Raw genomic sequence first — 23,418 nt, forward strand, 5'->3', positions numbered from 1 at the left:
CAGCCCGGTCGCGATCCGCCGCTCAACCCAGCGCCGCCTCAAAACGCTCGGCATCCGCCGGCGTATCGACGCCCAGCCCCGGATCATCGGTCAAACCGACCGCAATGTCGTAGCCATTCTCCAACACCCGCAATTGCTCCAGCTTCTCGATCTGCTCGAGCTGTCCTTGCGGCAAACCAGCAAACTGCTCCAACAACATCGCCGTGTAAGCATAGAGACCGAGGTGCTTGCGGCAGGGATTCGCCGCCACCCAGTCGTCCTCAATCGTGAGGCCCAGATCGCGCGGAAACGGCATGCGTGAGCGCGAAAAATACAGCGCACGCCCGTCCCGCCGCATGACGACCTTCACCTGATTCGCGTTGTAGAAATCCACCACCCGCTTGAACGGCGTCGCCAGCGTCGCCATCGCCACCGGCCCCTGCACCAGCTCGGCCAGCGCGCGGATCTGCTCGCCCGTCACCAGTGGCTCATCGGCCTGCACGTTGATCACGAACTCCGCCCCGACCGTGCGGTTCGCTTCGGCCAGCCGATCCGTGCCGCTCTGGTGGTCGGCGCGGGTCATGATGGTCTGAAAACCCGCCTCGCGCAGCGGCGCTTCGAGCAAGGCATCATCCACCGCAAACCACAGCGGAAACTCCGGTGCCTCGGCCGCGATCCGGCGCGCCACCCACAGCACCAGCGGCACGCCGCGCACCTCATGCAGGAGCTTGCGCGGGAAGCGCGAGGATTCGAGACGACAGGGGACGATGATCGCGAACTTTGGCATGCAAAAGGCTGAGACCTTGAGTAACAGGTTTTTGAGTTGCAAGCCGCCCTGCCGCTCCGGAGCCTTTCCCGCTCATGTCTGAAACGTCCGATCCCGCCTCCCCCACTGCACAAACCGCCCGCGAGCTGGTCGTGCAGAACAAGATGGGTATCCATGCCCGTCCTGCGGCCATGATCGTTCGCGTCACCAACAAGTTCAAAGCCGACGTATTGGTCGAAAAGGACGACGAACAGGTGAACGGAAAAAGCATCATGGGTCTGATGATGTTGGCCGCCGGCAAGGGCTCCAAAGTGCGCTTCAGCGTCACCGGCGACGACGGTGCCGCCATGCTCGACGAACTCGAGGCGCTCTTCGCCCGCAAGTTCGACGAGGCCTGATCCACTCATCGGCACATCGTGCTCCTCTAGTTTAGAAATTTGAACCAGCCGAGTCTTGACCAATAATCCATTATATTGGATACCCCATCCACCTTGGCAGATAACCCGCGCTCCAGCGTCAACGAACACATCGCCGCCCGGCTCCGCGCCCTGCGCGACGCCCGGGGCGTCTCGCTCGCCGCGCTCGCCGAACGCACCGGCGTCAGCCGCTCGATGTTGTCGCTGATCGAACGCGGTGAAAGCAGCCCCACCGCCACCGTCCTGGAGAAGATCGCTACCGGCCTCTCCGTGCCCTTGGCCGAACTCTTCTCCCCCGTCCCCACCACCGATGCCACGCCGCCGTCGCCCCTACGCCGCGCCGCCGAGCACGTCGTGTGGCGCGATCCCGCCTCCGGTTATCAACGCACCGAAGTGAGCCCGGCCGGAGCCACCGACTTCGCCCGCATCGTCGACGTCTCCTTTCCCGCCGGCGCCCACATCGCCTTCGACACCACACACTACGACGCCCCCGTGCATCAACAGGTTTGGATGCTCGAGGGCGCCATGCACATCCGCCACGGCGACGACACCTACGAACTTAGCGTCGGCGATACCCTCGCCTTCCTCCTCGACCGCCCCACCGCCTTTCACAACCCAACTCGATCCGAAGCGCGCTACGCTGTCGTGATCGTGCCATCGGCCGCTTCCCGCCCCCGCTTGCCATGAGTGCATCGCCGCCTTCCATCCGTCTTCTGAGCGACCCGCTGCCCCACGAGCTCGAGCAACTCGCGTCGGTGTTGCACGACTGCGTAAACGGCGGCGCTTCCGTGAGCTTTATGGCGCCCTACTCCCTCGACGACGCACACAAATTCTGGGAGCGCATTGCGATGGATGTCCGCGCGGGGCAAAAAGCCCTGCTGGTCGCCGAAGACGAGCTGGGCATCTGCGGCACCGTGCAGCTCCACCTCGATCTGCCCCCCAACCAACCGCACCGCGCCGACCTCGCCAAGATGTTGGTCCACCGCCGCGCTCGTCGCCGCGGTCTCGGCGAAGCTCTCATGCGCGCCGCCGAAGCCGAAGCCATCGCCCGCGGCAAAAACTTGCTCGTGCTCGACACCGTCACCGGCAGCACCGCCGATCGCCTCTACACGCGCCTCGGTTGGGTGCGCGTCGGCGAGATTCCCCGCTACGCGCTCATGCCCGACGGTGAACCTTGTCCGACCACCTACTTCTATCGCGATTTACGCGACGAAGCTCAGACCGCCGTCGCCGGCAGACCGTAAAACGCCCGTGCGTTCCGCGTCGTGATCGTCGCCAGCGTCTCGTAATCGACGCCAAACATCTCGGCCGCAAAATCCGCCGTGTGGCGCACGTAACTCACTTCGTTGGGTTTGCCGCGGTGCGGCACCGGCGTGAGATACGGCGCATCGGTTTCGAGCATGAGGTGCTCCAGCCCCTGCACCTTCGCCGCCTCCCGCACCGACTCGGCGTTCTTGTAAGTCAGAATGCCGGTGAAGGAGCCAAATCCGCCCCGCTCGCGCAGCACGGTCATCTCGGCCGGACCTTCGGCGAAGCAGTGAAACACCACCCGCTTCCAATTCACCCCGCTCGCGTCGATCAACTCGACACACTCGGCAAACGCGCCCCGCGAGTGCACCACCACCGGCGCGTCCAACTCCTTGGCCAGCGCCAGTTGCGCCGCAAAGGCCGCCTTTTGCCAGGCCATCAACTGCTCGGCCTTCGCTTCGTCCTTCTTGGGCAAATGAAACCGATCGAGCCCACACTCGCCCAGCGCCACGGGCACCAGTCCGCCGTCGCGCCAGAAGACCGGCAACTGCGCCAGCTCCTGCTCCCATGTCTCGTCGACCGAGCACGGATGCAGCCCTGCGGTGTAAAATACCGTGCCGGCCTGCGCCATTGCCAGTTCCCGGTAACCCAACCAGTCGTCGCTGGCCGTGCCGACCGTGATCATGGCGTCGACGTCGGCCGTGCGCGCACGGTCCAGAATCGGCGCCAACTCCCCGCGCCGCACAAACGAGTCGAGGTGCGTGTGTGAATCGATCAGGCCCATTGTTCAGACTTGGTAAAGGCTCGCGTATCGATCTTCCAAATACGCCAGCAGCGGTTGCGGCGAGAGCGGTTTGCCCGTCACCTTCTCCACCAGCTCGAGCGCCGAATAACGTTTGCCGTGAGCATGCACATTCTCGCGCAACCAGCCGAGCAGCCGCCCAAACTCGCCGCGCGCAAAGTCCGCTTCCAGATCCGGCATCGCCCCCCGCACCGCATCCCACAGCTGCGCCGCGATCATGTTGCCCAGGCAATAACTCGGGAAGTAGCCAAAGGCGCCGCCACTCCAGTGCACGTCCTGCAGCACGCCCTCGGCATCGTTGGTCGGACGCTGTCCGAGCAGCGCTTCACAGCGTTCGTTCCACGCCGCCGGCAGATCGGCCACCGCCAGCTCGCCGGAGAAGAGCCGCTGCTCCAACTCGAAGCGCAGGATGATGTGCAGGTTGTAATACACTTCGTCGGCTTCGACCCGCACCAGCGTCGGCGCCACGGCATTGATCGCCAGCAGCAGTTCGTCGGACGATATGCCTTCCAACTGCGCCCCGAAACGCGCGCGGAATTGCTGCTCAAAAAACATCCAGAACGGCCGTCCCCGTCCCACCTGATTCTCCCACATCCGACTCTGCGATTCATGCATCGCCATGCCCGCGTGCTGACCCAGCGCCGTCGCATGATGCTCGAGCGGCAGGCCCTGTTCGTAGAGACCGTGGCCGGTCTCATGGATCGAACCAAAGAGTGAACTCAGCGGCAGGTCGGCCTCATACCGGGTCGTCATGCGGATGTCGGCCCCGCTGCCTTCACAAAATGGGTGCGGCGACACATCGATGCGACCGCGGCGATAGTTAAAACCGATCCGCTCCGTCACCTCGCGCAGAAACGCTGCCTGCGCTTCGACCGGAAAACCACGCAACCGCTCGGGCTTCGCCTGCACCGGCGAGGCCGCGATGCGCTGCACCAGCGGCACCAATCCTTCGCTCAGTTCAGCGAACAGCTTGGTTATGGTCGCGGCGTCGAGCCCCGGATCGTGCTGATCGATCGCGTAGTCATACGGCCGATCGCCCCAGCCGAGATAGGCCGCCTCACGCTTGGCCAGCTCCAGGTGTTTTTCCAAATACGGCGCGTAGCTGGCAAAGTCGTCCGCCTCCTTGGCCTTGTGCCAGGCGTGGTAACTCGCACTGCAGTGTTTGGCTTTCTCGGTGACAAACTCGCTGGGCAACTTGGTCACCCGATCGTAGTCCCGCCGCGCCGCCCGCACGACCACCCGTTGCGCATCGTTCAAGCTATCGAGATCGCTTTCCAGCTCCGCCAACGCCTCGCCGATCGCCGGCGCGCTCGACGCCGCGTGAGCCAACTCCGCCATCACCGCCATCTGCTCACCGCGCAGGTCACTGCTGTCGGGCGGTAGGTTCACCTGCTCGTCCCAGCCCAACAGGCCGAGCACGGAGTTTAGGTGATGCACTTTGTGCAAATGGGTGAGAAGCGAATCGTAGGCTGCAGGCATGGTCAAAGTGCAGACACCATCAAGGCGCGATCCGCCCTGAGGCAACCCCACTCAGAACCAATCGTTCTCCAACTTGGGCATCGTCTTGATCACCACGTCGCCCCCACTGGAACGCACGTCGAGATTCACCCCGCCACCGTTGGAAACGCCTTCCAAGCGCCGCTTGCCATCGCCGCCCCGCAAAACTTCGTCAAAGGCGTAACGCGATCGCACCCGCCCCCAACTCGCCCGCGCCTTCAACGCAAACGCCGTGCCTTCATCGATCGACATCATCACACTGCCGCCGTCGGCCACCAACGAGGCCGGCTGCTGCAAATCCGAGCTGAACTGAGCAGTCACATTGCCATTCTCGGCTTCCGCCAAGACGCTGCCCTGCACCTTCATAAATTCGATACTACCGCTCTTGGTCGCGAGGCTGGCGTTGCCCAACACCGTGCCGACGGTGATTTCGCCGAAGCCACAGTTCACGTTCAAGTCGCCCGCCGTGCGCGACACCGTGACGCTGCCTCGCACCGATTTGGCCGAAACCGAGCCATCCACCCGCCCAAAAAAAATGTCTCCGTCCCGCACCCGGGCGCGCATGTGACCCGTGATGTCATTGCCCACATCGATGCCGCCAAGATCAGTCTCCAAATCCAAACTACACTGCGGCGGCACCCGCAAGGTGATGGCCAGCTCCCGAATCGGAGCATCGCCAACCCCAATATCCACGCCCCAGTCCGAACGTTTGATCGACACCGACACGCCCGCGCCAAACGCCGCACCGTTCACATCGATCGCCTTCAGCCAATCGTCCGGCGTCTCGTTGTTTCCTTCGTTGGCGTGCACGATCAAACTCACCCGTCCCGGCGCGGACCGCTCCACCTGAATCGTGCCCCGAAAGGTGTGCAGCTTCACCATCGGCATATCCCCCACCTCCCAGGAAAAGGCCTCAAAACGCTCAGCAGCCGTGACCACCGGACTGAGCATCAGGGACATCGCAATAACCGAAAAAAAGAGGTGAAGTGCTTTCATTTCTGGCGTGACGGCGGACTTTAACGGGAAACAGGCCCGCGGTGGAGTGAAACCCGGACCTGCCCATCCAGACTAGGGTTTTTACCCTACCTGTCAATTCTTCGTCACTCGTTTGAGGAATAGAGCAGGCCAAATAGGTCTCTTCCCGACATGCGCTCCCTTTTTGCCCTCTTTCTTGGCTCAATCCTCATCCTGCTGGCGGGGTGTGAAACCGACTCGCTGGATGTCCGCGCGGCTCCGCCGCTGCCCGCCGATGCCGCCGCCGCCGTGGCCGCCGCCGACCTCACCCCGATCACCCGCTCCGACGCCGAATGGCGTGAGACGCTCACCGCTGAGCAATACTACATCCTCCGCCAGGACGGCACCGAACGCCCCTTCACCAGCCCTCACTTGAAGGAAAGCCGCCCCGGCTATTTTGCCTGCGCCGCCTGCGGCCTGCCCCTCTTCAGCCAGGACACCAAGTTTAAATCCGGCACCGGCTGGCCCAGCTTCTGGGCCCCCATCGCCGATGGTTTTGTGGCCGACAAACGCGACTTCAGCCTCGGCATGGTGCGCACCGAAAACCGCTGCGCCCGTTGCGACGGCCATCTCGGCCACGTCTTCGCCGACGGTCCCCGCCCCACCGGCCTGCGCTATTGCATCAACGGCGACGCGCTCACCTTCGTGCCGGCTGAGAACTGAGCCCTCTCTCTGACTAACGGTTCGCCGAGGCGCGCGCGCCGGATCTTTGCGCCAAGCTGGCCTCGCGTCCAAGGTTGCGGGCATGCCCCATCCGTTACCCTCCCCTCGCCGGTGGCTACCGGCGCTCGCGGGCGCCCTGTGCCTGCTCGGCCTCACCGGCTGCGAAACCACCCAACGCCTCGCCCTGCTGCCTTCGCCCACCACACCCGTGCAGAGCGATGCGTCCCTCGCCATGACCCAACGACATCGCGTCAGCCTCGCCCTCGAGCGCGTTGACTTCAGCAACGAGACCGCCGCGCTCCCTTCACTCGTCCTTCGCGTGACCAACCTTGGCGAAGAACGCCTCTCCCTCACCCCCGGCAATGTGCGGGTCTTCGCCGGCGACCGACCGATCCCGCTGCTCACCCGCGACGCCTACATCGCACGCATCCACGAAGACGCCCGTCGCGACGCCGAGGCCTACACCGGTCAACAGGCCGAAGTGATCCTCGCCGCCGACGCCTCCCGACACGATCCCAGTTCGGCCCTGGCCAACCTCGCCGCCGCCAAACGCACCAACCGCGCCGGTAAACAAAAGCTCCACGAGGCCGAGCTCCTTTCCCGCGCCTACCGCGTGCTGCACCAACTGGACGTCGCCCCCGACGCCACCGCCGAGGCACTCCTGGTGCTGCCCGCCACGGAGCTGACCGCCGGGGAATCCATGCAGGTGCGCATTGCGCTCGACGAACAAATCTACCCGTTCGATCTCAGCGTATCCGCCAACTGATTACGACCGCCGCGGCCGGACCGGACCCGGGCGCTCAGCGCAAAGCCGCCGCCCAAACCTCTTCCTTGAAGCCCACCAGCCCCACCGTGTCGGTGAGCAGAAACGGCCGCTTCACCAGGTTACCGTTGGCGTGCAGGAGGTCGAACGCTTCCGTCTCGGTCATCGTGGGTAGCTTGGACCCAAGTTTCATTTCCCGATAATCGCCGCCCGAGGTGTTGAAGAGTTTCTTCAGCTCCCCGTTTTGCGCCGCCAGCATGCGCTTGAGTTCCGCCTTGCTCGGCGGGGTCTCCCGAATCGGTTTTTCGGTGAAGGATATGCCCTCAGCCTCCAACCATTTGACCGCTTTGCGGCAGGTGGAGCATTTGGCGTAGGTGTAAACGACCGGCTTTTTCACGGCACCCAACTGATATCCTGCACCACGAACTGCCAACTCCCTTTGTAGGTTCCGAGTTCGCCGTAAAACTTCACCCGGCGGTTGCTCGCATGCTGGGCCTTGAGTTCGTCGATGACCTCACGTTGCGGCGCGTAGATGTCGTAGACCTGGCCGCGCACCCGCACCTTAACCCGCCGCCCGGCGATGGAGCTGCCTTCCACCAGGAAGAGTTTCCCACTCCAGCTGCCGTCCTGGAGATCCACGCTGTCCGGCAAGGCATCGATATCGACCGCTTGGTTGAGATCCACTCCAGCATAGTTCACGCGGTAAACATCACCGTTGATCGTTTCATCACTCGGGTTCTCCAAGGGCATGCCCATATCGGCGCGGTTGGCATCGACCGTGCGGAAATGGGCGTAGATCGGCAGGTGATCCGAATAGCCACCGCCCACCGGACCGCCGCCATCCCAACGCCGCGGCGCGAGCGCGGCATCGGCGTTCACGCCGGGTAACCGGGCCACCCGGAAGGAGTTGTCCTGGTATTGCACGCCCGCCCAATCGTAGAGGCCGCGTGACACCACCATGTTCATGAGCGTGCCCCACTCGCCGCGGTAAACGTCACTTCCCCGCACGGGCGGCGGCAGTTCAAACCACAGGTTGTAGAACCGGGCTTTGCCGGCCTGCAGCGCCTTCTCACTCCCCTGCGCCTGCAGCACATCATTCATGCTCGTGCGCGGCATTTCCGGGTAGCGCGCCTTTTGATTATAGTGCGCGTTGAAGTCGCCACCGATCACGATGTCGGCCCCGGCATCGGCCGCCAGGAGCGCGTCGAGCCGCTCCTTCAAAACCGTCGCATTCTGGATGCGCAGCACCTCCATCTGTTCGCTGCCCGCACCGGACTTCCAGTGGTTGTTGAACACATACAGGCTGTGCCCATCGATGGTGAACTCGGTCTCCAAAATATTGCGCGCCGACTCGATCGCGTAACGCCGCACCGCCGTCGCTTCATACTTCGAAAGAGTCACGCACTTGATCGCTCGACGACTGTCCGCATTCGCCGACGACGGCTCATCCGCGCCGCTGTAAACGTGATACTCCGTCATGCCGGCCTCGCGCAGCGCGGCCAACAACCAGGCCTCGGCCGGCGCATCACGCCAGACCTCGGGCAGGGTCGCCATCTCCGCGAGGCTGGCGAGCGTGACGCCACGCGTCGCTTCGAGCCACGCCGCTTGATCCCAGTCCGCCGCCCCGGGCGTTTGATCAATCTCGATCTCCTGCAACAAAACGATGTCCGGTCCTTCGCCCTGACGGAAACGCGACAAAATCGAGGCCACGTTGCGCACCTTGGTGATCACGTGCCGGTGCGAATACAGCTCCGGCTGGAAATCATCATAGACCGCCACGCCGTCCGCATCGTGGAGGTTTTCCACGTTGTAGGTGACGATGGTGAAGGAGTGTCCGGCCAGGACGGTCGCCGCCGTGGCAACCCAGAGAGTCAATCGAGTCAGTGCGCGAGCCAACATAAGCGCGCCAAACTACGCTTCGACTTGGGCGGCGCCAGTGCTTTCCCGAACTTTCACCCAATTTCCACCGCGGTCGAAACCGGTTTTGCCCCTTTGTAGATCGGACGCGCTCACGTTGCGCCGCCTTGCTTGTCATCAGATCGATCCGCACCTACACCCTTCCGCTCCTCGCCCTCATGGACGGTCCCACCGTGGATTCAAACGAATTGCACCATGCCGACAGACACCGCGCCTGCGCCTCACTCGCCCTTGCTAAACATTGATCGCCTCACTCTAAAACGCGGTCAGAAGACCTTGCTGCGCAATGTCGATTGGACCGTTCAGCCCGGCGAAAACTGGGTCATCATGGGACCCAACGGCTGCGGCAAAACCTCCCTGCTCCGCGCCCTCACCGGATTTCTCACCCCTAGCTCCGGCGACATCTCCCTCCTCGGAGCCATCTATGGCGAAACCGATTGGCGGGAAATCCGCCGCGGCATCGGTCTTGTTTCGTCCTCTCTCCAACCGCACATCCCGCCCGCCGAGCCCGCCATCGAAACCGTCATCAGCGGACGCTACGACCAACTCGATCTGTGGGTGGAAACCACTCCCGCCGACATCCGCGCTGCGCGCCGTTTGCTCAAACAACTCGATGCCACCGAGATCATCGACCGCGAATGGATCTACCTCTCGCAAGGTGAACGCCAACGCGTGTTGATTGCGCGTGCGCTCGCCGCCGAGCCGCAACTGCTCATCCTCGACGAACCCTGCGCCGGCCTCGACCCCGTCGCCCGCGCGTCCTTCCTGCGCAGTCTGGCCCGACTCGCGGCAGATCCTTCCGCTCCCGCCATCGTGCTCGTCACCCACCACGTCGAAGAGATTACCGCCGGCTTCAGCCACGCGCTGCTGCTGGCCAAGGGCCGCCGCGTCGCCGCTGGCCCGCTGCGCGCCACCCTCACCTCCGCTCAGCTCAGCGACACTTTCGGCGCACCGGTCACCGTGCGCCGTCGCGGCGACCACTGGTCACTCACTTTGTAGCACGCGCTGCGCTCAGCCCAAATAATCCGCCAACCGGATCACGTCACCCGGCTGCACCGGAAGCGCCCGCGCCGCCGCCAGCGCTTTCGCCGTCTGGTAGACCAAACGCCCGCCGCGAATCACCGCCAAGGCACGCTGAGCCACCCCGACCTTGGCCATCGCACTGCTGCCATAAACATTCAGACCTGTGCGCCATGGCACCCGCACCACCGTGCCGGTTGAAATATCCACAAAGGTCACCATGCCCGCCGCCGAGAGTTTGCTTAGCGAACGAATGCTCGCCGCGCTCAGCGTGCCCGCCGCCTCCACCGATGCCGCCGCCACCCGCGTGCCAGCGTTCACCGAAGCCGCCGAGACCCGGCCTGAACCCTCCACCGACGCCGCCGAAACCCGCGAGCTCGAGCGCACACCTGAGACCGCTACCCGACCCGCGCCACTCACCGCACTGCCCGCGACCTTGCCGCTCGTGGCGACCGACTTCGCCGCCACCTTGCTCGTCTGCTTCACCGCTTCCGCCGCCACGCCCACCGGCGATGTCGCCGCCTTGGCCAAAGCCAAAATGGTGCAACCGGACAACAGGGGTGTAGTGGCAATCAGGATACCCGCAAAACAGCGGAGGGGCTTCATGAGTTCGCGACCATGCGCCCGCCCTCTTCCGCGTCAATCCTCGGTCCGCCGCAATTCCTCGCGACTGAAGCGGTTGAAGGAGAACCGCAGGCCACCCGCTGATTCCTTACGGTAGTAACTGATCAGGTCGTTCATGTAACCGTAGCGATACCAGAACTTCAGCGGGAAGCCGTTGATCAGCAGACCCGCCTCAGCCTCGAAGGTGTGATGCCGAAACGGTCGCGCGATGCCGGTTTTGTAGATGAGCGCCCACTCCGAATCGATCTCCACGCCATCGAACAATTCCCAACGCGCCAACGGCATCATGCCATCGTAGCGCAGCTCGAAGCCATCCACCCAATCACGCGGTTTGCCTTCGGCGTCGTCCTCCCAAATCGCAAACTCCTCGGCGTCCTGCTGCAGCAGGCCCCAGCTCAGATAGTGGCTCAACTTCATCTGCAGGCGGTGATTGTCATTCGGCAAAATCCCCCCGCCGCGCACGCTGAAGTTCAGCCCAATATAATCCCAGCCGCGGCTGATTTCGTCCCGCGTCGACTCATAAGCCGTGCGCAGCGCCCGAGCCCGCAGGGCGTCATTTAGCGGGCCGCGCTCTTCCTCCAATCGGTGCAACTCGTCGAGGTAGTGCAAACCCAACGACGCCCGAAACGGCGCTTCGCCCGATATCCACTGCCCGTTGGATTCGTGCGCGTAAACCAACTCCACAAAGGTGTCCGCCCGCGCCTCCGGGGACGCCCCCTGATTCCACCACCAATACCGCGCACTGATCAGTGGATTAAACCGCTTGCCCACCACCGGCTGCGAATTGCGCGTGTTGATGTATTGGCCCGCCCGCCCCGTGAACGCGAAATAAGGCCGCAACTTGCTCCCCGCCGGCATCTCCGTCTCCCCGGTCGGCGGTGTCTCCAAATCCGGGTAATAGCCGTGGAGCAGCGGCACCATCACCGACAGGGTGAAGTCGAGGAAATGCTCGTCCTCCTGGAAGGTGTAGCCGACCGACAACGGTTCGTAAGCCCGCAGGAACGGTCGCCGCCGATCCGTCTTGGCATAGCCGCCGTCCTCCGCCGCGTCAGGCTCCGCGCTATCCGCCTCCGCGAGCACCGGCTCCGTCTCCGCCGCCTGACCGGTCTTTTCCACCACCGCCGCGATCTCCGCCGCCGTGGGCAAGGAGGGACGCGCGTGCGCGATCGCCGCGCTGCCGACCAGCGCCATTATCTGCCAAAACTTACCCCGAAAAACTAGCATCCGTGGCCAATGCCGCGCGTCCGCCTGCGGGTCAACTCCCGCTCACCGGGATCCGCCACCGAAGAGGCCACCCAGCGCATTCAGGCTCTTGATCGGCTTTTGTTTGGTTTTACCGGGCAGCGGCGTAATCGCCAGTGGCTTGGGCTTCGGCTTCGTCGCCCCCCCAACCTCCGGCGCCACGCTCGCTTCCGCCAATCCGGCTCCGGCGCGCACCGCCGCGATCGCCCGCTCGACCTTCTTCACCGACACCGGTTCCGCCGTGCCGAGATGTTGCGCGAATACACTCACCCGCAACTCCTCCAGCAACCAACGCAGCTCCGCCGCCCCCGGTTTGCCCACCACCGCCTCAGCTGCTTTGGCCAGCTGGGTCAGCTCCGCCGCCCGCTGCTCGTCTTTGGCGCGATTCTGTTGCCAACGCTCCGCCCGCAGTAACCGCGCCTGCAGGTAACGCGGCAGGTGCTGCAGCTGCGCCTGCGGCACATCCCGCAGAAAATGGCGGCCGACCAGCGCCGCAACCTCGGCCTGCATCCCCGGATACGGCGTCGCGTGCACCTGCGTCTGCTGCCGCAACTCCAGCACCGCTTTCACCTCATCCAGAAACTGCGGCACGCGTCGTCGCAGCGCCACCTTGGTGTCCGCCACCACCCGCTCAAACTGCACCCGCGTGCGCCGCCCGTCCACCGTCGGCAAACGCGCCGGATCCGTCGCCCACGTGGTGAGGTTGGCCAGCGCGTCGACTTGCAACTCCGCCAGCGGCACAAACGTCGCCGCCAAGGGCCCGACCGCCTTCAGCGCCTTCAGATCCTTTTCCAACCATGCGATCTCGTAACGCAGCCCTTGCGCCAGCATCGCCCGCAGACCCGCCGGTCGCCGCCGCGCCGCGTCGTCCTCCGCCCGGCTTAGCCGCAGCATGATGCCTTCCGCCGTGTCTTGGAAAACCGGATACGCCTTGATCGCCACGCCCGCCTGTTCGCCGATCTGCACCTCGTCGGGAATCGCGCGCTCGGGCCACGTTTCGAGCGGACCATCCTCCCAATCGCGCCGCGCCTTCTTCCAGACACTCGGAGCCTCTTTGACGACCGCCCGGCTCGCCTCCGCTTCGCGCGCGGTCAACGCGGCCTGGATCTCCGCCAACTCGCGCGAGGCCGCGATCTCGCGGTCGTTTTCGTCGAGCACCCGCACCCGCACGCGCAGGTGGTTCGGCAGCGGGCGTTCGTCCCAGACCGACGGACTCACCCGCAGTTGAAAACGTTCGCCCAGCAGCGCCGCCACCGCCTCGGCCACCGTTTCGCGTCGCCCGGTCAAGCGGTCGCGGGATTGCAATTGCGCCACCATCGACGCCGCCGTCGCCGCCAGCGGCGTCACCGCCCGGCGCAACTCCTTCGGCAAGCCCTTCAGGTAATGCTCCACCTTGCCGGCGAGGTGTCCCGGCACCGCCCAGTCGAGCTCCGCCGGGGTCAGCGTCGTGGCCGTGAGCACATCGACATCCAAAGTCACGCCGTCGTCGTCTTGGCCCGGTTTGTAAACGTAGTTGAGCGGCAGCACCGTCGTGCCCAGCGGCAGGCTCTCCGGGTAGGCCTGTTCATCCACCTGCGCTTCGCGCGGCGGCTGCAGGTCGGCCGCATTCAACTCCAGAAAGTGCGGCTCCCGCCCCTTCTGCTCGCGCACCAATGCGATCAGTTCACCGACCGCCGAAACATAAAACTCCCGTTCCAGCAGCGCGTCCTCATAAAATCGATACACCGCCTCATCGAGGTTCATCGCCGCGCCGTGCCGGGCCCGCGTTAACTGCAGCTCCACGTCGGCGCGCACCTTGCGGTTGTGCGACAGAAAATCGAAGGGCCACTTGATGGTGTCATTCACCAACGCTTCGCGGATGAACAACTCGGTCGCGTGCTCCGGGTTCACCTTCCCATAGCCCACCGCTCGGCTTTCGATTTCCAGGCCGTAGAGCCGCGTGCGCTGCCGCACCATCACCCGCCCCTTCTCCTCATCCCAGAATGGTTCGCTGTGCTCGACCTTCAGCAAATGGGCGCCGAGCTCCAAGGCCCAGCGCGGATCCAGCCGAGCGCAGGTGCGGGCGTAGAGGCGCGAGGTTTCCATCATCTCGGCCGACATGATCCAGCGCGGCCCTCGCGGTCCGCCGCCGCCCAGCACCGGTTTCAGCGCGCCGTTTTTGCCGCGCTTGCGCTCTTCTTTCACGAAGAGGCCCGAGCCGGGAAAAATCGCCACCTTGCGATCGTGCGTCGCTTTGTAGCCACCCTTCTCTTCGTCGCGCGCCGCGATGTTGCCGAGCAAGCCCGACAGGATGCTGCGGTGAATCGCGCGGTAGGCCGGGTGCTCACAGCGCAAGTCGCCGATGTCGACCGGCTCTTTAATGCCGTCGTTCACCGAACTCATGCGGAAGTCCCGCCGCTCCCGCAGCGTATCCACCAATTGGCTATGGATGTCGCGCCATTCCCGCATGCGCGTGTAGCTCAAAAAGTGGGTGTGGCACCAGCGCCGCATCTTCGACTGCGACAGCCGTTCAAACTCATCGTGCAACGCTTCCCAGATCGCGAGCAGGGTAAGAAAATCCGACTCCGGGTGCGTGAAACGCCGATGCGCCTGATCCGCTGCCTGCTGCTTGTCGAGCGGTCGCTCCCGCGGATCCTGCACGCTCAATCCCGCCGCGATCACCAACACTTCGCGCAACGCCTTTTCGCTGCGCGCCTGCAGAATCATGCGGCCCACCGCTGGGTCCACCGGCAGACGCGCCAACTCCCGACCGATGTCACTCAGGCGGCGCTCCCCCACCGTCTCCGGTTCGGCGTAGGCGTGCAGTTCCTCCAACAGGGCGTAGCCAGCTCGCACTGCCTTGGTCGCCGGCATGTTGATGAAGGGAAAACGCTCAATGTCGCCCAGCCCAAAGGCCTTCATGCGCAGGATCACGTCGGCCAAATTGGCGCGCTGAATTTCCGGCTGCGCAAAGCGCGGTCGCTCCTCGTAGTCCTTCTCCGAATACAACCGCACGCACACGCCCTCGGCCACGCGACCCGCGCGGCCCTTGCGTTGATCGGCACTGGAGCGCGCCACCGGCTCGATCGGCAGTCGCCGCGTGCGGGCCTGCGGCGCATAACGACTGATGCGCGCCAAGCCCGTGTCGATCACGTAGCGGATGCCCGGCAACGTAAGCGACGTCTCCGCAATGTTGGTCGCCACGATGACGCGGCGCCGGGCCGTCGCCGCAAACACGCGTTGCTGCTCGGCATTGGAGAGGCGGCCGAAGAGCGGAATCAAATCGCAGCCCCGCGCCGACCGCGATCCCTGCAGCAAATCGATCGCCTCGCGAATATCGCGCTCGGCCGGCATGAAGACCAACACGTCGCCGCCCGCCGTCGAATCGAGGATGCGTTGCGCCGCCTCCACCGCGCCGTCGATGTAGTGCAGCGACTCGTTGCGCGAGGTGGGTTCGTCCCCTTCGGCCTCGTCGCTGCCAAACTCGTCCAGCGGCGCATACACCACCTCCACCGGAAAGGTGCGCCCCGAGACCTCGATCACCGGTGCGTCGTCAAACGCCTTGCTGAACGCCGCCGTGTCGATCGTGGCCGAAGTCACCACGATGCGCAGCTCCGGGCGCCGATGGCGCAGTTGGCGCAGATGGCCGAGCAGGAAGTCGATGTTGAGCGAGCGCTCGTGCGCCTCGTCGATGATGATCGTATCGTATTCGCGTAGCTGCGGGTCGCCCTGGACCTCGGCCAGCAGCATGCCGTCGGTCATAAACTTCACCCGCGTGTCGCGGGAGGTCTGATCGGCAAACCGCACCTTGCAGCCTACTTCACGTCCCCACGTAACGCCCATTTCCTCGGCCACCCGACGCGACACCGACAGCGCCGCCACGCGTCGCGGTTGGGTGCAGGCGATGCGCCCCTTCTCGCCGCCGCCGGCCGCGAGACAGAGTTTCGGGATCTGCGTGGTTTTGCCGGAGCCGGTTTCACCCGCCAAAATCACCACCTGATTATCCCGCAAGGCCTCCATGATCTCCCCAGCGCGCGCGCTGATCGGCAGCTCGGGCGGGAATTCCAAACGGAAGGGAAATGGCTTTTGGTCTGGCACAGTTGAAAAAGGCGAACGCAGAGTGAACGTCCCACGCACCATGGCTGGCAAGACAGCACCTAAACCACCTCCGCTTCCCCTTGAGATCGCCGAACGGGTCAACCGTTTGGCGACCACCCACGGTCGCATCATCATGGTCATGTCGGGGGTGTTTGCCCTGATTGCCGCCCTTCAGCATCGCACGCCCACCGCGATCGCCGCGCTGCTCGCCTTCGGCGCCGGCGCCAGCGAATGGCAGGGCGCAAAACACCTGCGGGAAGGACGCGCGTCCGGGGTCAGTTGGATGGTCGCCGGCGAACTCGCCCTGCTCGTCGTGATCCTCGCCTACAGCGCCTGGATGATGACCCACTTCAACTACCACGAGTTTATCACGCAGATTCCCCAGTGGCAGCAGGACAAGCTGTTCGACGATCTGCGGGCGCAAGGCGCGACCGAGGCGGAGATTCCCGACCTGTTTCGAGTGCTTAACGCCATGGTCTACGGCGTGCTCTCCTTCGTCAGCGTTTTCTACCAGGGCGGTTTTGCCCTCTATTATCACCGTCGCCGCGGTCCGATCACCGTCGCCATGACCCAGCTGCCCAACTCACGCTGAGCTGCGTCGTTCGCCTCGCGCTTGCGTCCCGCGCCGCCCTCTACCTACGTTCCGCGCCATGTCGAAAGAGCGTTTCATTGCCGCCAAGGAAGCGTGGGCCCAGAAGCAAGTTGCCCGCGGGGTGCGTCCGCGTGAAGTCCGGTCCGAGGATCGCCTGCCGCCCGGCCAGAAACTCACCACCAACTTCCCGGTGCTAGACCTCGGCATTCAGCCCGAGCTCCCGCTCGCCGAGTGGACCCTCACCGTCGACGGCGAGGTCGCCCAGCCTACGACCTTTGACTGGGCTCAGTTTAACGCCCTACCGCAGGTCGAGGACACCAGCGACTTCCACTGCGTCACCACGTGGAGTCGCTACGACTGCCGCTGGACGGGCGTGCCTTTCACCGCCCTTTACGAGGCGGTGCAACCCACCGCCCAGGCCCGCTTCGTCTACTTCACCGGTTACGACGGTTACTCGACCAACGTCCCCCTCGAGGCCTGCCTCGACGACGACGTCCTGCTCGCCACCCATTTCGACGGCCAACCCATCACCCGCGAACATGGCGCGCCCGTCCGCGTGATCATCCCCAAGCTCTACGCCTGGAAGGGGGCAAAATTTGTCAAAGGCGTGCACTTTTTGGCCGACGACAAACTCGGCTTCTGGGAAGTGCGCGGTTACTCCAATGGCGCCGACCCGTGGAAAGAGGAACGCTACGCCTGATCGGGCCGGTCCGGCACCCGCAGTTTCAAGCCCGGTGCAAAAACGCTGCGCCTAGGGCACTTTTCTTCGGTTAGTTAACATTCTGGCTCGTTTGCTGCTTGGATTTTCCGCAAGTCGCCAACCTCACGGGGACCGCAGCACCTGAGCCAATATGCCGATCCTGGACAGCCGAAAACTACTCGCCTTTGTGACCTTGGTTCGCGTCGGGAGCTTCACCCTCGCCGCAAAAGAACTCAACGTGACGCAATCGGCCGTAAGTCACTCGATCAAATCCTTGGAGGATGAGCTGCAGTTGCGCTTGGTGGATCGTCGGGGACGCAAGATCCGGCTCACGCCCCCGGGCAAAGAGCTGCTCAACCACGCCCACCGCATCCTCAACGAGATGCAAGAGGCGCGCGCCGACCTCGCGCTCTACGTGCGCTAGAACGTTTTCCGGGCTGCTCGCAGCCGATTCGGCAGCTTAACAACCCGAAGGCGTTGCTCCGACTGTCGCGTTCTCCGTCCAACGCAAAGCCCCCTCTCTCAAGAAGAAAAAGGGGGCTTCAAAATGGTGCCCAAGACTGGACTCGAACCAGCACGCCTCGCGGCACAGGCTTCTGAGACCTGCGTGTCTACCAATTCCACCACCTGGGCAGGAGGAAGGACGAGGAAGACACGACGCCCGCACGACCTTGGCAAGCCCGGATTTTGACCTTTCTTGAAGCATTCCGGCTTTCATCCCTCCGCCGCCCGGCCCAACGTGCCCTCCGATGCTTAAGAAGGAGGTTCTGCAACGCCTGGATTCCCACCGCCTCATCGCTCTCGCCCGCGCCGATTCCGCCGCGCAATTGCGCGAACTCGGCCAAACGCTGCTCGATGCCGGCCTGCCTCAACTCGAACTGCCCCTCACCAGCCCGGCCGTGCCGGACATCATCGCCGCCGTCGCCGCCGACCTGCCGCAACTAACCCTCGGCCTCGGCACCGTGATCGATACCGACACTGCCCGCCGCGGCATCCTCGCCGGCGCCCGCTTTATCAGCACTCCGGCTCTGCGGCCCGAGGTCATTCTCCTTTGTCGCCGCCACCACGTGCCCGTCATCTGCGGCGCCCATTCCACCGCCGAAATTGAGGCCGCTCTCGAAGCCGGCGCCGATGCCGTCAAACTTTACCCGTCACGGGATCGTTTTGGTCCCACCCACGTGCGCGAGACTCGCCAACGTTTCCCGGACGCCCGCTTGTATCCAGTGGGTGGAGTCAACGCATCCAACGTCGCCGACTTCATCCACTGCGGCGCCAACGCGGTCTTTGTCGCCAGCGGACTGGGCTTTTCGTTCGAAGACGGCGCTGCCGCCACGCCCCCCTCGGCTCACGAACTCGCCGACCACGTCCGCGCGTTGATCGCGGCCCTGCCAGCGGCCGACATCGCTGCCACGAACTGACCGCTCACCTTCCTGTCTTTCCTCCGATGCTGCGTTCCTCGCTCCGCCTCCTTCCGCTTGCGCTATTGAGCATAACCCAAACTGCCTGCGCTCAGAATCGCGACGCGCCCGATCTGTTCGCCCAGTTCTGCGCCAATTGCCACGGCCCCGATCTCGGCGGCGGCAGTGCCCCATCCATGCTCGATGATGTGTGGACCTACGGTGGCACCGGCACCGACGAGGAGCTCGCCCACCAGATCGCCAAGGGTAACCTCGAGAAAGGCATGCCCGCGTGGGAAAGCGTGTTCAACGAGGCTGAGATTCGCGCGCTCGTCGTCTTCATCCGCGAGCGCCGTGCCGGTTACCAACGCAACCGCGAAACCCTGCCCGCCCCGCCGGCCGACCTCGTGCTCCATACTCAGCAACACGACTTCGTCATCGAAACCGTCACCGACGAAGTCGACACGCCCTGGTCGATCAACTGGCTGCCCGACGGCACCATGTTGATCACCGAAAAGTCCGGCTCTCTGCGCCTCCTGCGCGACGGCGAACTCCTGCCTCCGGTCATGGATACACCTTGGGTGGACGGCGCCGGCCAAGCCGGTCTGCTCGAGGTCGCTCCGCACCCCGACTACGCCACCAACGGTTGGATCTACCTGAGTTTCAGCGACCCCGCCACCACCCCCGCCGGCGCCAACGTCAGTTTCACCAAGATCGTGCGCGGCCGCATCACCGACGGCACTTGGACCGATGAGGAGGTCATCTACGCCGCCGACATCGCCCACTACCGACAGCCCGGCAGTGTCCACTACGGCAACCGTATCGCTTTTGATGATACGGGCCACATCTTCTTCTCCATCGGCGATCGCGGCGCTCAGCAACACGCCCAGGACCTCGGCCGCCCCAACGGCAAAATCCACCGCCTGCACGACGATGGACGCATCCCCAACGACAACCCCTTCGTCGCCGATCCCACCGCCCTGCCGTCCATCTGGAGCTACGGTCATCGCAACCCGCAGGGGCTCGACTTCGATCCCGCCACCGGCGAGCTCTGGTCGACCGAACACGGGCCGCGCGGCGGCGATGAGCTCAACCTCATCACCCGCAGCACCAACTACGGCTGGCCCCTCATCACCTACGGCATGAATTACAACGGCACGCCCATCACCGCCCGCACCGCCGCCGCAGGAATGGCCCAACCCGTCATCCACTGGACCCCGTCCATCGCCGTCTGCGGCATCGATTTCTACGAGGGCGACCTCTTCCCCGGCTGGCGCGGCAACCTGCTCGTCACCGCGCTTGCCCAACAACACCTGCGCCGCGTGGTCATCGTGGACAATCAGGTCGTCGAACAAGAAATTCTCTTCCAGGATTTTGGTCGTTGTCGCGATGTCGCCTCCGGTCCCGACGGCGCCATTTACGTCGCCCTCAATCGTCCCGATCGCATCGTGCGCCTCGTGCCGGCGCCGACTGCTCAACCCTGATTTCCCGTCCCGCGCCGCCTGTTTCGTTTTAGCTCATGAAAGTCCTGCTCCGGTCCTGTCTCGTTCTCGCTCTTTGTTTAACTCTGCCCGCCTACGCCCAGCGCTCGGCGGTCCAAGCCGGACGCGGCATGGTCGTCTCCGCGCACCACCTCGCTTCGCAGGCCGGCATCGAAATCATGCGCCAAGGCGGCAACGCCATCGACGCCGCCGTGGCCACCGGCTTCGCCCTCGCCGTCACCTACCCGCGCGCCGGCAACCTCGGCGGTGGCGGATTTATGATCGTGCAGACGGCCGACGGCGAAGAGGTCGCTCTCGATTTTCGCGAAGTTGCGCCGAGCGCAGCTCACCGCGACCTCTACCTCGACGCCGACGGCAACATCATCCCGCGTGCTTCCACGCACGGCTACCTCGCCAACGGCGTGCCCGGCACCGTCGCCGGCCTCCATCATGCCTGGGCGCGCTACGGTTCTGGTCAGGTGAGCTGGGCCGCCGTGCTTGAGCCAGCCCGCCGACTCGCCGCCGATGGATTCACCGTCAGTCCCGCCCTCGCGCAGGACCTGATTGCCAGCACCACCCTGCTTTCCGCCAACGCCGAATCGAAACGCATCTTCCTGCGCGACGGCCGCCCCTACGCTGCCGGTGATCGCCTTTGCCAACCCGACCTCGCCGCCACCCTCGCCCGCCTCCAGGCCCACGGCGCCCGCGAGTTTTACGAGGGCGAAACGGCCGCACTCATTGCCGCCGACCAAGCCCAGGGCGGCGGCCTCATCACCGCGGCCGATCTCGCCGCCTACCGCCCCGTCGAACGCGAACCGATTCGCTTCACGTATCGAGGTTTTGAATTCGTCACCATGCCGCCGCCCAGTTCCGGCGGCATCGCCCTCGCCCAAATGTTCGGCTTGCTCGAGCCCTACGATCTGCGGGAGATGGGCCTGCACTCCACCACCTACATCCACCTCGTGACCGAAGCCATGCGCCGCGCCTTCCGCGATCGCGCCGAGTTCCTTGGTGATCCCGATTTTTATCCGGTGCCGCAGGAGGCCCTGCTCTCGCCGGCCACGCTCGAGCACCACGCCGCTTCCTTCGATCCGCAACACGCCACGCCGAGCGAAGGCCTCGCGCCCGCGCCGATTCCGTCTGCGGAGTCGACCGAGACCACCCACTTCGCCGCCGTCGATGCCGCGGGCAATGTCGCCAGTTGCACCTACACCCTCAACGGCCTCTACGGCAACGGCGTCACCGCCGCCGGCACCGGCGTGCTGCTCAATAACGAGATGGACGACTTCACCTCCAAGGTCGGGGTGAAAAACATGTTCGGCCTGATCCAAGGCGAATCCAACGCCATCGCCCCCGGCAAACGTCCGCTCTCGTCGATGACCCCGACCATCGTGAGCCGCGACGGCAAACCCTACCTCGTGACCGGCTCTCCCGGCGGCCCCACCATCATCACGACCGTGCTGCAGGTGTCGCTCAACGTCATCGACCACCAGCTCCCACTCACACTCGCCGTCGATGCACCGCGTTTTCACCACCAGTGGCAGCCGGACCAGATTTATCGCGAACCGTTCCTCGCTTCGCCCGACACCCTCGACGCGCTCGAAGCCATGGGCCACACGCTCGCCCTCCGGCGCCTCTATCGCAACGAAGCCGTGCAAGCCGCCCGCTACTGGGGCGACGCCGAAAGCATCCTCATCGACCCGGAAACCGGCATGCTCGAAGGCGTGAGCGATCGCCGTAGTCCCGAGGCCGCCCCGGCTGGTTTCTGACGCCGCCTGCTCAACGAGCGGCAGCGTCCCTCGATTCGGGTTCGGCAACCGTCGCCACGGCCGCTTAGGCTTCGGCCACGATGAATTACCGTAAGTTTGGTCAGCACGAACCTCTCGTTTCCGAAATCGGCTTTGGCGCCTGGGCCATCGGTGGCTCCTGGGGTGCACAGGACGACAGTGATTCCCTCGGCGCGCTCCATCGCGCCCTCGATCTCGGCTGCACCTTCATCGATACCGCCGCCGGTTACGGCGACGGCCGCAGCGAAAAACTCATCGGCCAAGTCCTGCGCGAGCGCCGCGCCGCCGGCCACGAAGAATCGGTTTTTGTTGCGACGAAAACCCCGCCCAGCCCCGGTATCTGGCCGCCCTCGCCCTACTGCCGCGCCGAAGATCGCTACTCCGAAACCTACCTGCGCACCGACCTCGCCGAACGCCTCGCCAAGCTCGGCACCGACCGTCTCGACCTGTTGCAACTTCACACCTGGACGCGCGCCTGGAACCGCAACCCGACCCCTTTCAAGATTCTGCGCCAGCTGCAGGCCGAGGGCAAAATCGGTCTCATCGGCGTCTCCACACCCGAACAGGATCAAAACAGCGTCATCGATCTCATGCGCGACGGGTGGATCGATTCCGTGCAGGTCATCTACAACATCTTCGAACAGGAACCGGCCGCCGAACTCCTCGACGTCGCCGCCGAATGTGGCGTGGGGGTCATCGTGCGGGTCGCCTTCGACGAAGGTGCACTCACCGGCAAGTTTACGCCTGAGACGACCTTCGCCCCCGACGATTTTCGGGCCGGCTATTTCGCCGGTGATCGCCTCGAGCGTGTGATCAAGCGCGTCGACGCGGTCAAATCTGACCTCGTCGACAGCGGTTACACCATGCCGCAGGCCGCGCTCAAATTTGTCCTCGCCCACCCCGCCGTGAGCGTGGTCATCCCTGGCATCCGCACCGTCGCCCAAGCCGAGGCCAACTGCGGCGTGAGCGACCTGCCCGCCATGCCGGCCGAACTCGTCACCAAACTTCAGCGCCACAACTGGCGCCGCGGCGTCTGGTATGGTGGCAAGTAAGCGCCCCCCAACCGCTACCGCAGATACGAACGCACGATCTCGGCAAAGGTGTCCGGCTCAAACGGCTTGGCGATGTAACCCGAAAAGCCAGCGTCCAACGCCTTCTGCTCATCGTGAGGTTGCGCGTAAGCGGACGACGCGATGAGCGGTAAATCGCTCGTCGCGGGATTTGCTTTGAGCAGTCGCGCCGCCTCGTAGCCGTCCATCACCGGCATCTGCAGATCCATCACCACGAGATCCGGTTGCTCGCTTTGCGCCATCGCGACTCCCTCCTGGCCGTTCGCCGCGTGCAGCACTTCCATGCCGGCGCGTTCGAGCAGGAAACGCACGAGGTAAACATTGGAGTCATTGTCTTCGACGAGCAGGATACGCGGTTTCATG

The 23,418-nt window shown here is 64.5% G+C and carries 23 protein-coding genes and 1 tRNA gene; 13 read left to right on the top strand and 11 right to left on the bottom strand.

The window, feature by feature from the left end; all coding sequences use genetic code 11:
• Positions 1–22: 22 nt before the first annotated feature.
• Complete coding sequence (gene kdsB / locus K1X11_RS04830; RefSeq protein WP_221031818.1) at positions 23–766, bottom strand: 3-deoxy-manno-octulosonate cytidylyltransferase; 744 nt, start codon at positions 764–766, stop codon at positions 23–25.
• A gap of 74 nt (positions 767–840) precedes the next feature.
• Here kdsB and K1X11_RS04835 point away from each other — a divergent pair, with 74 nt between their 5' ends.
• From K1X11_RS04835 to K1X11_RS04845, 3 genes are all read left to right on the top strand, one after another.
• The gene (locus K1X11_RS04835; protein ID WP_221031819.1) at positions 841–1,143 is read left to right on the top strand and encodes an HPr family phosphocarrier protein; all 303 of its coding nucleotides are present in this window, start codon (positions 841–843) and stop codon (positions 1,141–1,143) included.
• 75 nt (positions 1,144–1,218) lie between these two features.
• Positions 1,219–1,848: a helix-turn-helix domain-containing protein gene (locus K1X11_RS04840; protein WP_221031820.1), complete on the top strand. Its 630-nt coding sequence runs from the start codon at positions 1,219–1,221 to the stop codon at positions 1,846–1,848.
• On the top strand, positions 1,845–2,405 hold the full coding sequence (locus K1X11_RS04845) for a GNAT family N-acetyltransferase (RefSeq protein WP_221031821.1): 561 nt from the start codon (positions 1,845–1,847) through the stop codon (positions 2,403–2,405). Before K1X11_RS04840 ends, K1X11_RS04845 begins: the two co-directional genes overlap by 4 nt.
• Here the strand turns inward: K1X11_RS04845 and K1X11_RS04850 are convergent.
• The 3 genes from K1X11_RS04850 to K1X11_RS04860 are packed head-to-tail and all read right to left on the bottom strand — an operon-like array spanning position 2,378 to position 5,668.
• Complete coding sequence (locus K1X11_RS04850; protein ID WP_221031822.1) at positions 2,378–3,193, bottom strand: TatD family hydrolase; 816 nt, start codon at positions 3,191–3,193, stop codon at positions 2,378–2,380. The two genes, K1X11_RS04845 and K1X11_RS04850, sit on opposite strands and share 28 nt — an antisense overlap.
• Positions 3,194–3,196: 3 nt before the next feature.
• The gene (locus K1X11_RS04855; protein WP_221031823.1) at positions 3,197–4,690 is read right to left on the bottom strand and encodes a carboxypeptidase M32; all 1,494 of its coding nucleotides are present in this window, start codon (positions 4,688–4,690) and stop codon (positions 3,197–3,199) included.
• A gap of 51 nt (positions 4,691–4,741) precedes the next feature.
• Entirely contained in the window at positions 4,742–5,668 is a 927-nt protein-coding gene (locus K1X11_RS04860) for a DUF4097 family beta strand repeat-containing protein (RefSeq protein ID WP_221031824.1), read from the bottom strand.
• 186 nt (positions 5,669–5,854) lie between these two features.
• On the opposite strand from K1X11_RS04860, the gene msrB reads away from it, so the two are divergent.
• Positions 5,855–6,385: a peptide-methionine (R)-S-oxide reductase MsrB gene (msrB, locus tag K1X11_RS04865; RefSeq protein WP_221031825.1), complete on the top strand. Its 531-nt coding sequence runs from the start codon at positions 5,855–5,857 to the stop codon at positions 6,383–6,385.
• Between the two features lie 82 nt (positions 6,386–6,467).
• Positions 6,468–7,151 carry a hypothetical protein gene (locus tag K1X11_RS04870; RefSeq protein ID WP_221031826.1) on the top strand — a complete coding sequence of 228 codons (684 nt, stop codon included), beginning with the start codon at positions 6,468–6,470 and terminating at the stop codon, positions 7,149–7,151.
• A gap of 34 nt (positions 7,152–7,185) precedes the next feature.
• On the opposite strand, the gene K1X11_RS04875 is transcribed toward K1X11_RS04870, so the two are convergent.
• Positions 7,186–7,545 carry an arsenate reductase family protein gene (locus tag K1X11_RS04875; RefSeq protein ID WP_221031827.1) on the bottom strand — a complete coding sequence of 120 codons (360 nt, stop codon included), beginning with the start codon at positions 7,543–7,545 and terminating at the stop codon, positions 7,186–7,188.
• Positions 7,542–9,023 (bottom strand): endonuclease/exonuclease/phosphatase family protein, encoded by a 1,482-nt coding sequence (locus tag K1X11_RS04880; RefSeq protein ID WP_221031828.1) that lies wholly within the window; start codon positions 9,021–9,023, stop codon positions 7,542–7,544. The genes K1X11_RS04875 and K1X11_RS04880 overlap by 4 nt, the downstream gene beginning before the upstream one ends.
• 237 nt (positions 9,024–9,260) lie before the next feature.
• Between K1X11_RS04880 and K1X11_RS04885 the strand changes: the two genes are divergently transcribed.
• Complete coding sequence (locus tag K1X11_RS04885) at positions 9,261–10,064, top strand: ABC transporter ATP-binding protein (protein WP_221031829.1); 804 nt, start codon at positions 9,261–9,263, stop codon at positions 10,062–10,064.
• Positions 10,065–10,076: 12 nt separating this feature from the next.
• Here K1X11_RS04885 and K1X11_RS04890 read toward each other — a convergent pair whose 3' ends face one another.
• The 3 genes from K1X11_RS04890 to hrpA all read right to left on the bottom strand — a co-directional run bounded on the left by K1X11_RS04890 (position 10,077) and on the right by hrpA (position 15,998).
• Positions 10,077–10,691 carry a hypothetical protein gene (locus K1X11_RS04890; RefSeq protein ID WP_221031940.1) on the bottom strand — a complete coding sequence of 205 codons (615 nt, stop codon included), beginning with the start codon at positions 10,689–10,691 and terminating at the stop codon, positions 10,077–10,079.
• A gap of 33 nt (positions 10,692–10,724) precedes the next feature.
• Positions 10,725–11,900, bottom strand: coding sequence for a hypothetical protein (locus K1X11_RS04895; RefSeq protein WP_221031830.1), 1,176 nt, complete (start codon positions 11,898–11,900; stop codon positions 10,725–10,727).
• Between the two features lie 75 nt (positions 11,901–11,975).
• A complete protein-coding gene (gene hrpA / locus K1X11_RS04900) occupies positions 11,976–15,998 on the bottom strand; it encodes an ATP-dependent RNA helicase HrpA (protein WP_225919550.1) in 4,023 nt (1,340 codons plus the stop codon).
• Between the two features lie 70 nt (positions 15,999–16,068).
• Between hrpA and K1X11_RS04905 the strand changes: the two genes are divergently transcribed.
• The 3 genes from K1X11_RS04905 (at position 16,069) to K1X11_RS04915 (ending at position 17,744) form a co-directional block, all read left to right on the top strand.
• Positions 16,069–16,620, top strand: a complete 552-nt coding sequence (locus tag K1X11_RS04905; protein ID WP_221031832.1) for a hypothetical protein — start codon at positions 16,069–16,071, stop codon at positions 16,618–16,620.
• Between the two features lie 58 nt (positions 16,621–16,678).
• Entirely contained in the window at positions 16,679–17,320 is a 642-nt protein-coding gene (locus tag K1X11_RS04910; protein ID WP_221031833.1) for a sulfite oxidase-like oxidoreductase, read from the top strand.
• A 151-nt stretch (positions 17,321–17,471) separates the two neighbouring features.
• Entirely contained in the window at positions 17,472–17,744 is a 273-nt protein-coding gene (locus K1X11_RS04915; protein ID WP_221031834.1) for a LysR family transcriptional regulator, read from the top strand.
• Between the two features lie 124 nt (positions 17,745–17,868).
• Here the strand turns inward: K1X11_RS04915 and K1X11_RS04920 are convergent.
• Positions 17,869–17,953, bottom strand: a tRNA-Leu gene (locus K1X11_RS04920).
• Positions 17,954–18,069: 116 nt separating this feature from the next.
• Here K1X11_RS04920 and K1X11_RS04925 point away from each other — a divergent pair.
• From K1X11_RS04925 to K1X11_RS04940, 4 genes are all read left to right on the top strand, one after another.
• The gene (locus tag K1X11_RS04925; protein WP_221031835.1) at positions 18,070–18,738 is read left to right on the top strand and encodes a bifunctional 4-hydroxy-2-oxoglutarate aldolase/2-dehydro-3-deoxy-phosphogluconate aldolase; all 669 of its coding nucleotides are present in this window, start codon (positions 18,070–18,072) and stop codon (positions 18,736–18,738) included.
• 65 nt (positions 18,739–18,803) lie between these two features.
• A complete protein-coding gene (locus K1X11_RS04930; RefSeq protein WP_225919551.1) occupies positions 18,804–20,201 on the top strand; it encodes a PQQ-dependent sugar dehydrogenase in 1,398 nt (465 codons plus the stop codon).
• 35 nt (positions 20,202–20,236) lie between these two features.
• Complete coding sequence (gene ggt, locus K1X11_RS04935; protein WP_221031837.1) at positions 20,237–21,967, top strand: gamma-glutamyltransferase; 1,731 nt, start codon at positions 20,237–20,239, stop codon at positions 21,965–21,967.
• 80 nt (positions 21,968–22,047) lie between these two features.
• Positions 22,048–23,037 carry an aldo/keto reductase gene (locus K1X11_RS04940; RefSeq protein WP_221031838.1) on the top strand — a complete coding sequence of 330 codons (990 nt, stop codon included), beginning with the start codon at positions 22,048–22,050 and terminating at the stop codon, positions 23,035–23,037.
• A 14-nt stretch (positions 23,038–23,051) separates the two neighbouring features.
• Here K1X11_RS04940 and K1X11_RS04945 read toward each other — a convergent pair whose 3' ends face one another.
• Positions 23,052–23,417, bottom strand: a complete 366-nt coding sequence (locus tag K1X11_RS04945) for a response regulator (protein WP_221031839.1) — start codon at positions 23,415–23,417, stop codon at positions 23,052–23,054.
• Between the last annotated feature and the right edge of the window lies 1 nt (position 23,418).

The sequence above is a fragment of the Actomonas aquatica genome, assembly GCF_019679435.2.
Classification (GTDB): domain Bacteria; phylum Verrucomicrobiota; class Verrucomicrobiia; order Opitutales; family Opitutaceae; genus Actomonas; species Actomonas aquatica.

Bases quoted from the DNA above. Each gene is read 5' to 3' on its own strand.
- kdsB (WP_221031818.1), bottom strand. From the start codon at position 766: ATGCCAAAGTTCGCGATCATCGTCCCCTGTCGTCTCGAATCCTCGCGC.
- K1X11_RS04835 (WP_221031819.1), top strand. From the start codon at position 841: ATGTCTGAAACGTCCGATCCCGCCTCCCCCACTGCACAAACCGCCCGC.
- K1X11_RS04845 (WP_221031821.1), top strand. From the start codon at position 1,845: ATGAGTGCATCGCCGCCTTCCATCCGTCTTCTGAGCGACCCGCTGCCC.
- K1X11_RS04850 (WP_221031822.1), bottom strand. From the start codon at position 3,193: ATGGGCCTGATCGATTCACACACGCACCTCGACTCGTTTGTGCGGCGC.
- K1X11_RS04855 (WP_221031823.1), bottom strand. From the start codon at position 4,690: ATGCCTGCAGCCTACGATTCGCTTCTCACCCATTTGCACAAAGTGCAT.
- K1X11_RS04860 (WP_221031824.1), bottom strand. From the start codon at position 5,668: ATGTCCCTGATGCTCAGTCCGGTGGTCACGGCTGCTGAGCGTTTTGAG.
- msrB (WP_221031825.1), top strand. From the start codon at position 5,855: ATGCGCTCCCTTTTTGCCCTCTTTCTTGGCTCAATCCTCATCCTGCTG.
- K1X11_RS04870 (WP_221031826.1), top strand. From the start codon at position 6,468: ATGCCCCATCCGTTACCCTCCCCTCGCCGGTGGCTACCGGCGCTCGCG.
- K1X11_RS04885 (WP_221031829.1), top strand. From the start codon at position 9,261: ATGCCGACAGACACCGCGCCTGCGCCTCACTCGCCCTTGCTAAACATT.
- K1X11_RS04890 (WP_221031940.1), bottom strand. From the start codon at position 10,691: ATGAAGCCCCTCCGCTGTTTTGCGGGTATCCTGATTGCCACTACACCC.
- K1X11_RS04895 (WP_221031830.1), bottom strand. From the start codon at position 11,900: ATGGCGCTGGTCGGCAGCGCGGCGATCGCGCACGCGCGTCCCTCCTTG.
- K1X11_RS04905 (WP_221031832.1), top strand. From the start codon at position 16,069: ATGGCTGGCAAGACAGCACCTAAACCACCTCCGCTTCCCCTTGAGATC.
- K1X11_RS04910 (WP_221031833.1), top strand. From the start codon at position 16,679: ATGTCGAAAGAGCGTTTCATTGCCGCCAAGGAAGCGTGGGCCCAGAAG.
- K1X11_RS04915 (WP_221031834.1), top strand. From the start codon at position 17,472: ATGCCGATCCTGGACAGCCGAAAACTACTCGCCTTTGTGACCTTGGTT.
- K1X11_RS04925 (WP_221031835.1), top strand. From the start codon at position 18,070: ATGCTTAAGAAGGAGGTTCTGCAACGCCTGGATTCCCACCGCCTCATC.
- ggt (WP_221031837.1), top strand. From the start codon at position 20,237: ATGAAAGTCCTGCTCCGGTCCTGTCTCGTTCTCGCTCTTTGTTTAACT.
- K1X11_RS04940 (WP_221031838.1), top strand. From the start codon at position 22,048: ATGAATTACCGTAAGTTTGGTCAGCACGAACCTCTCGTTTCCGAAATC.
- K1X11_RS04945 (WP_221031839.1), bottom strand. From the start codon at position 23,417: ATGAAACCGCGTATCCTGCTCGTCGAAGACAATGACTCCAATGTTTAC.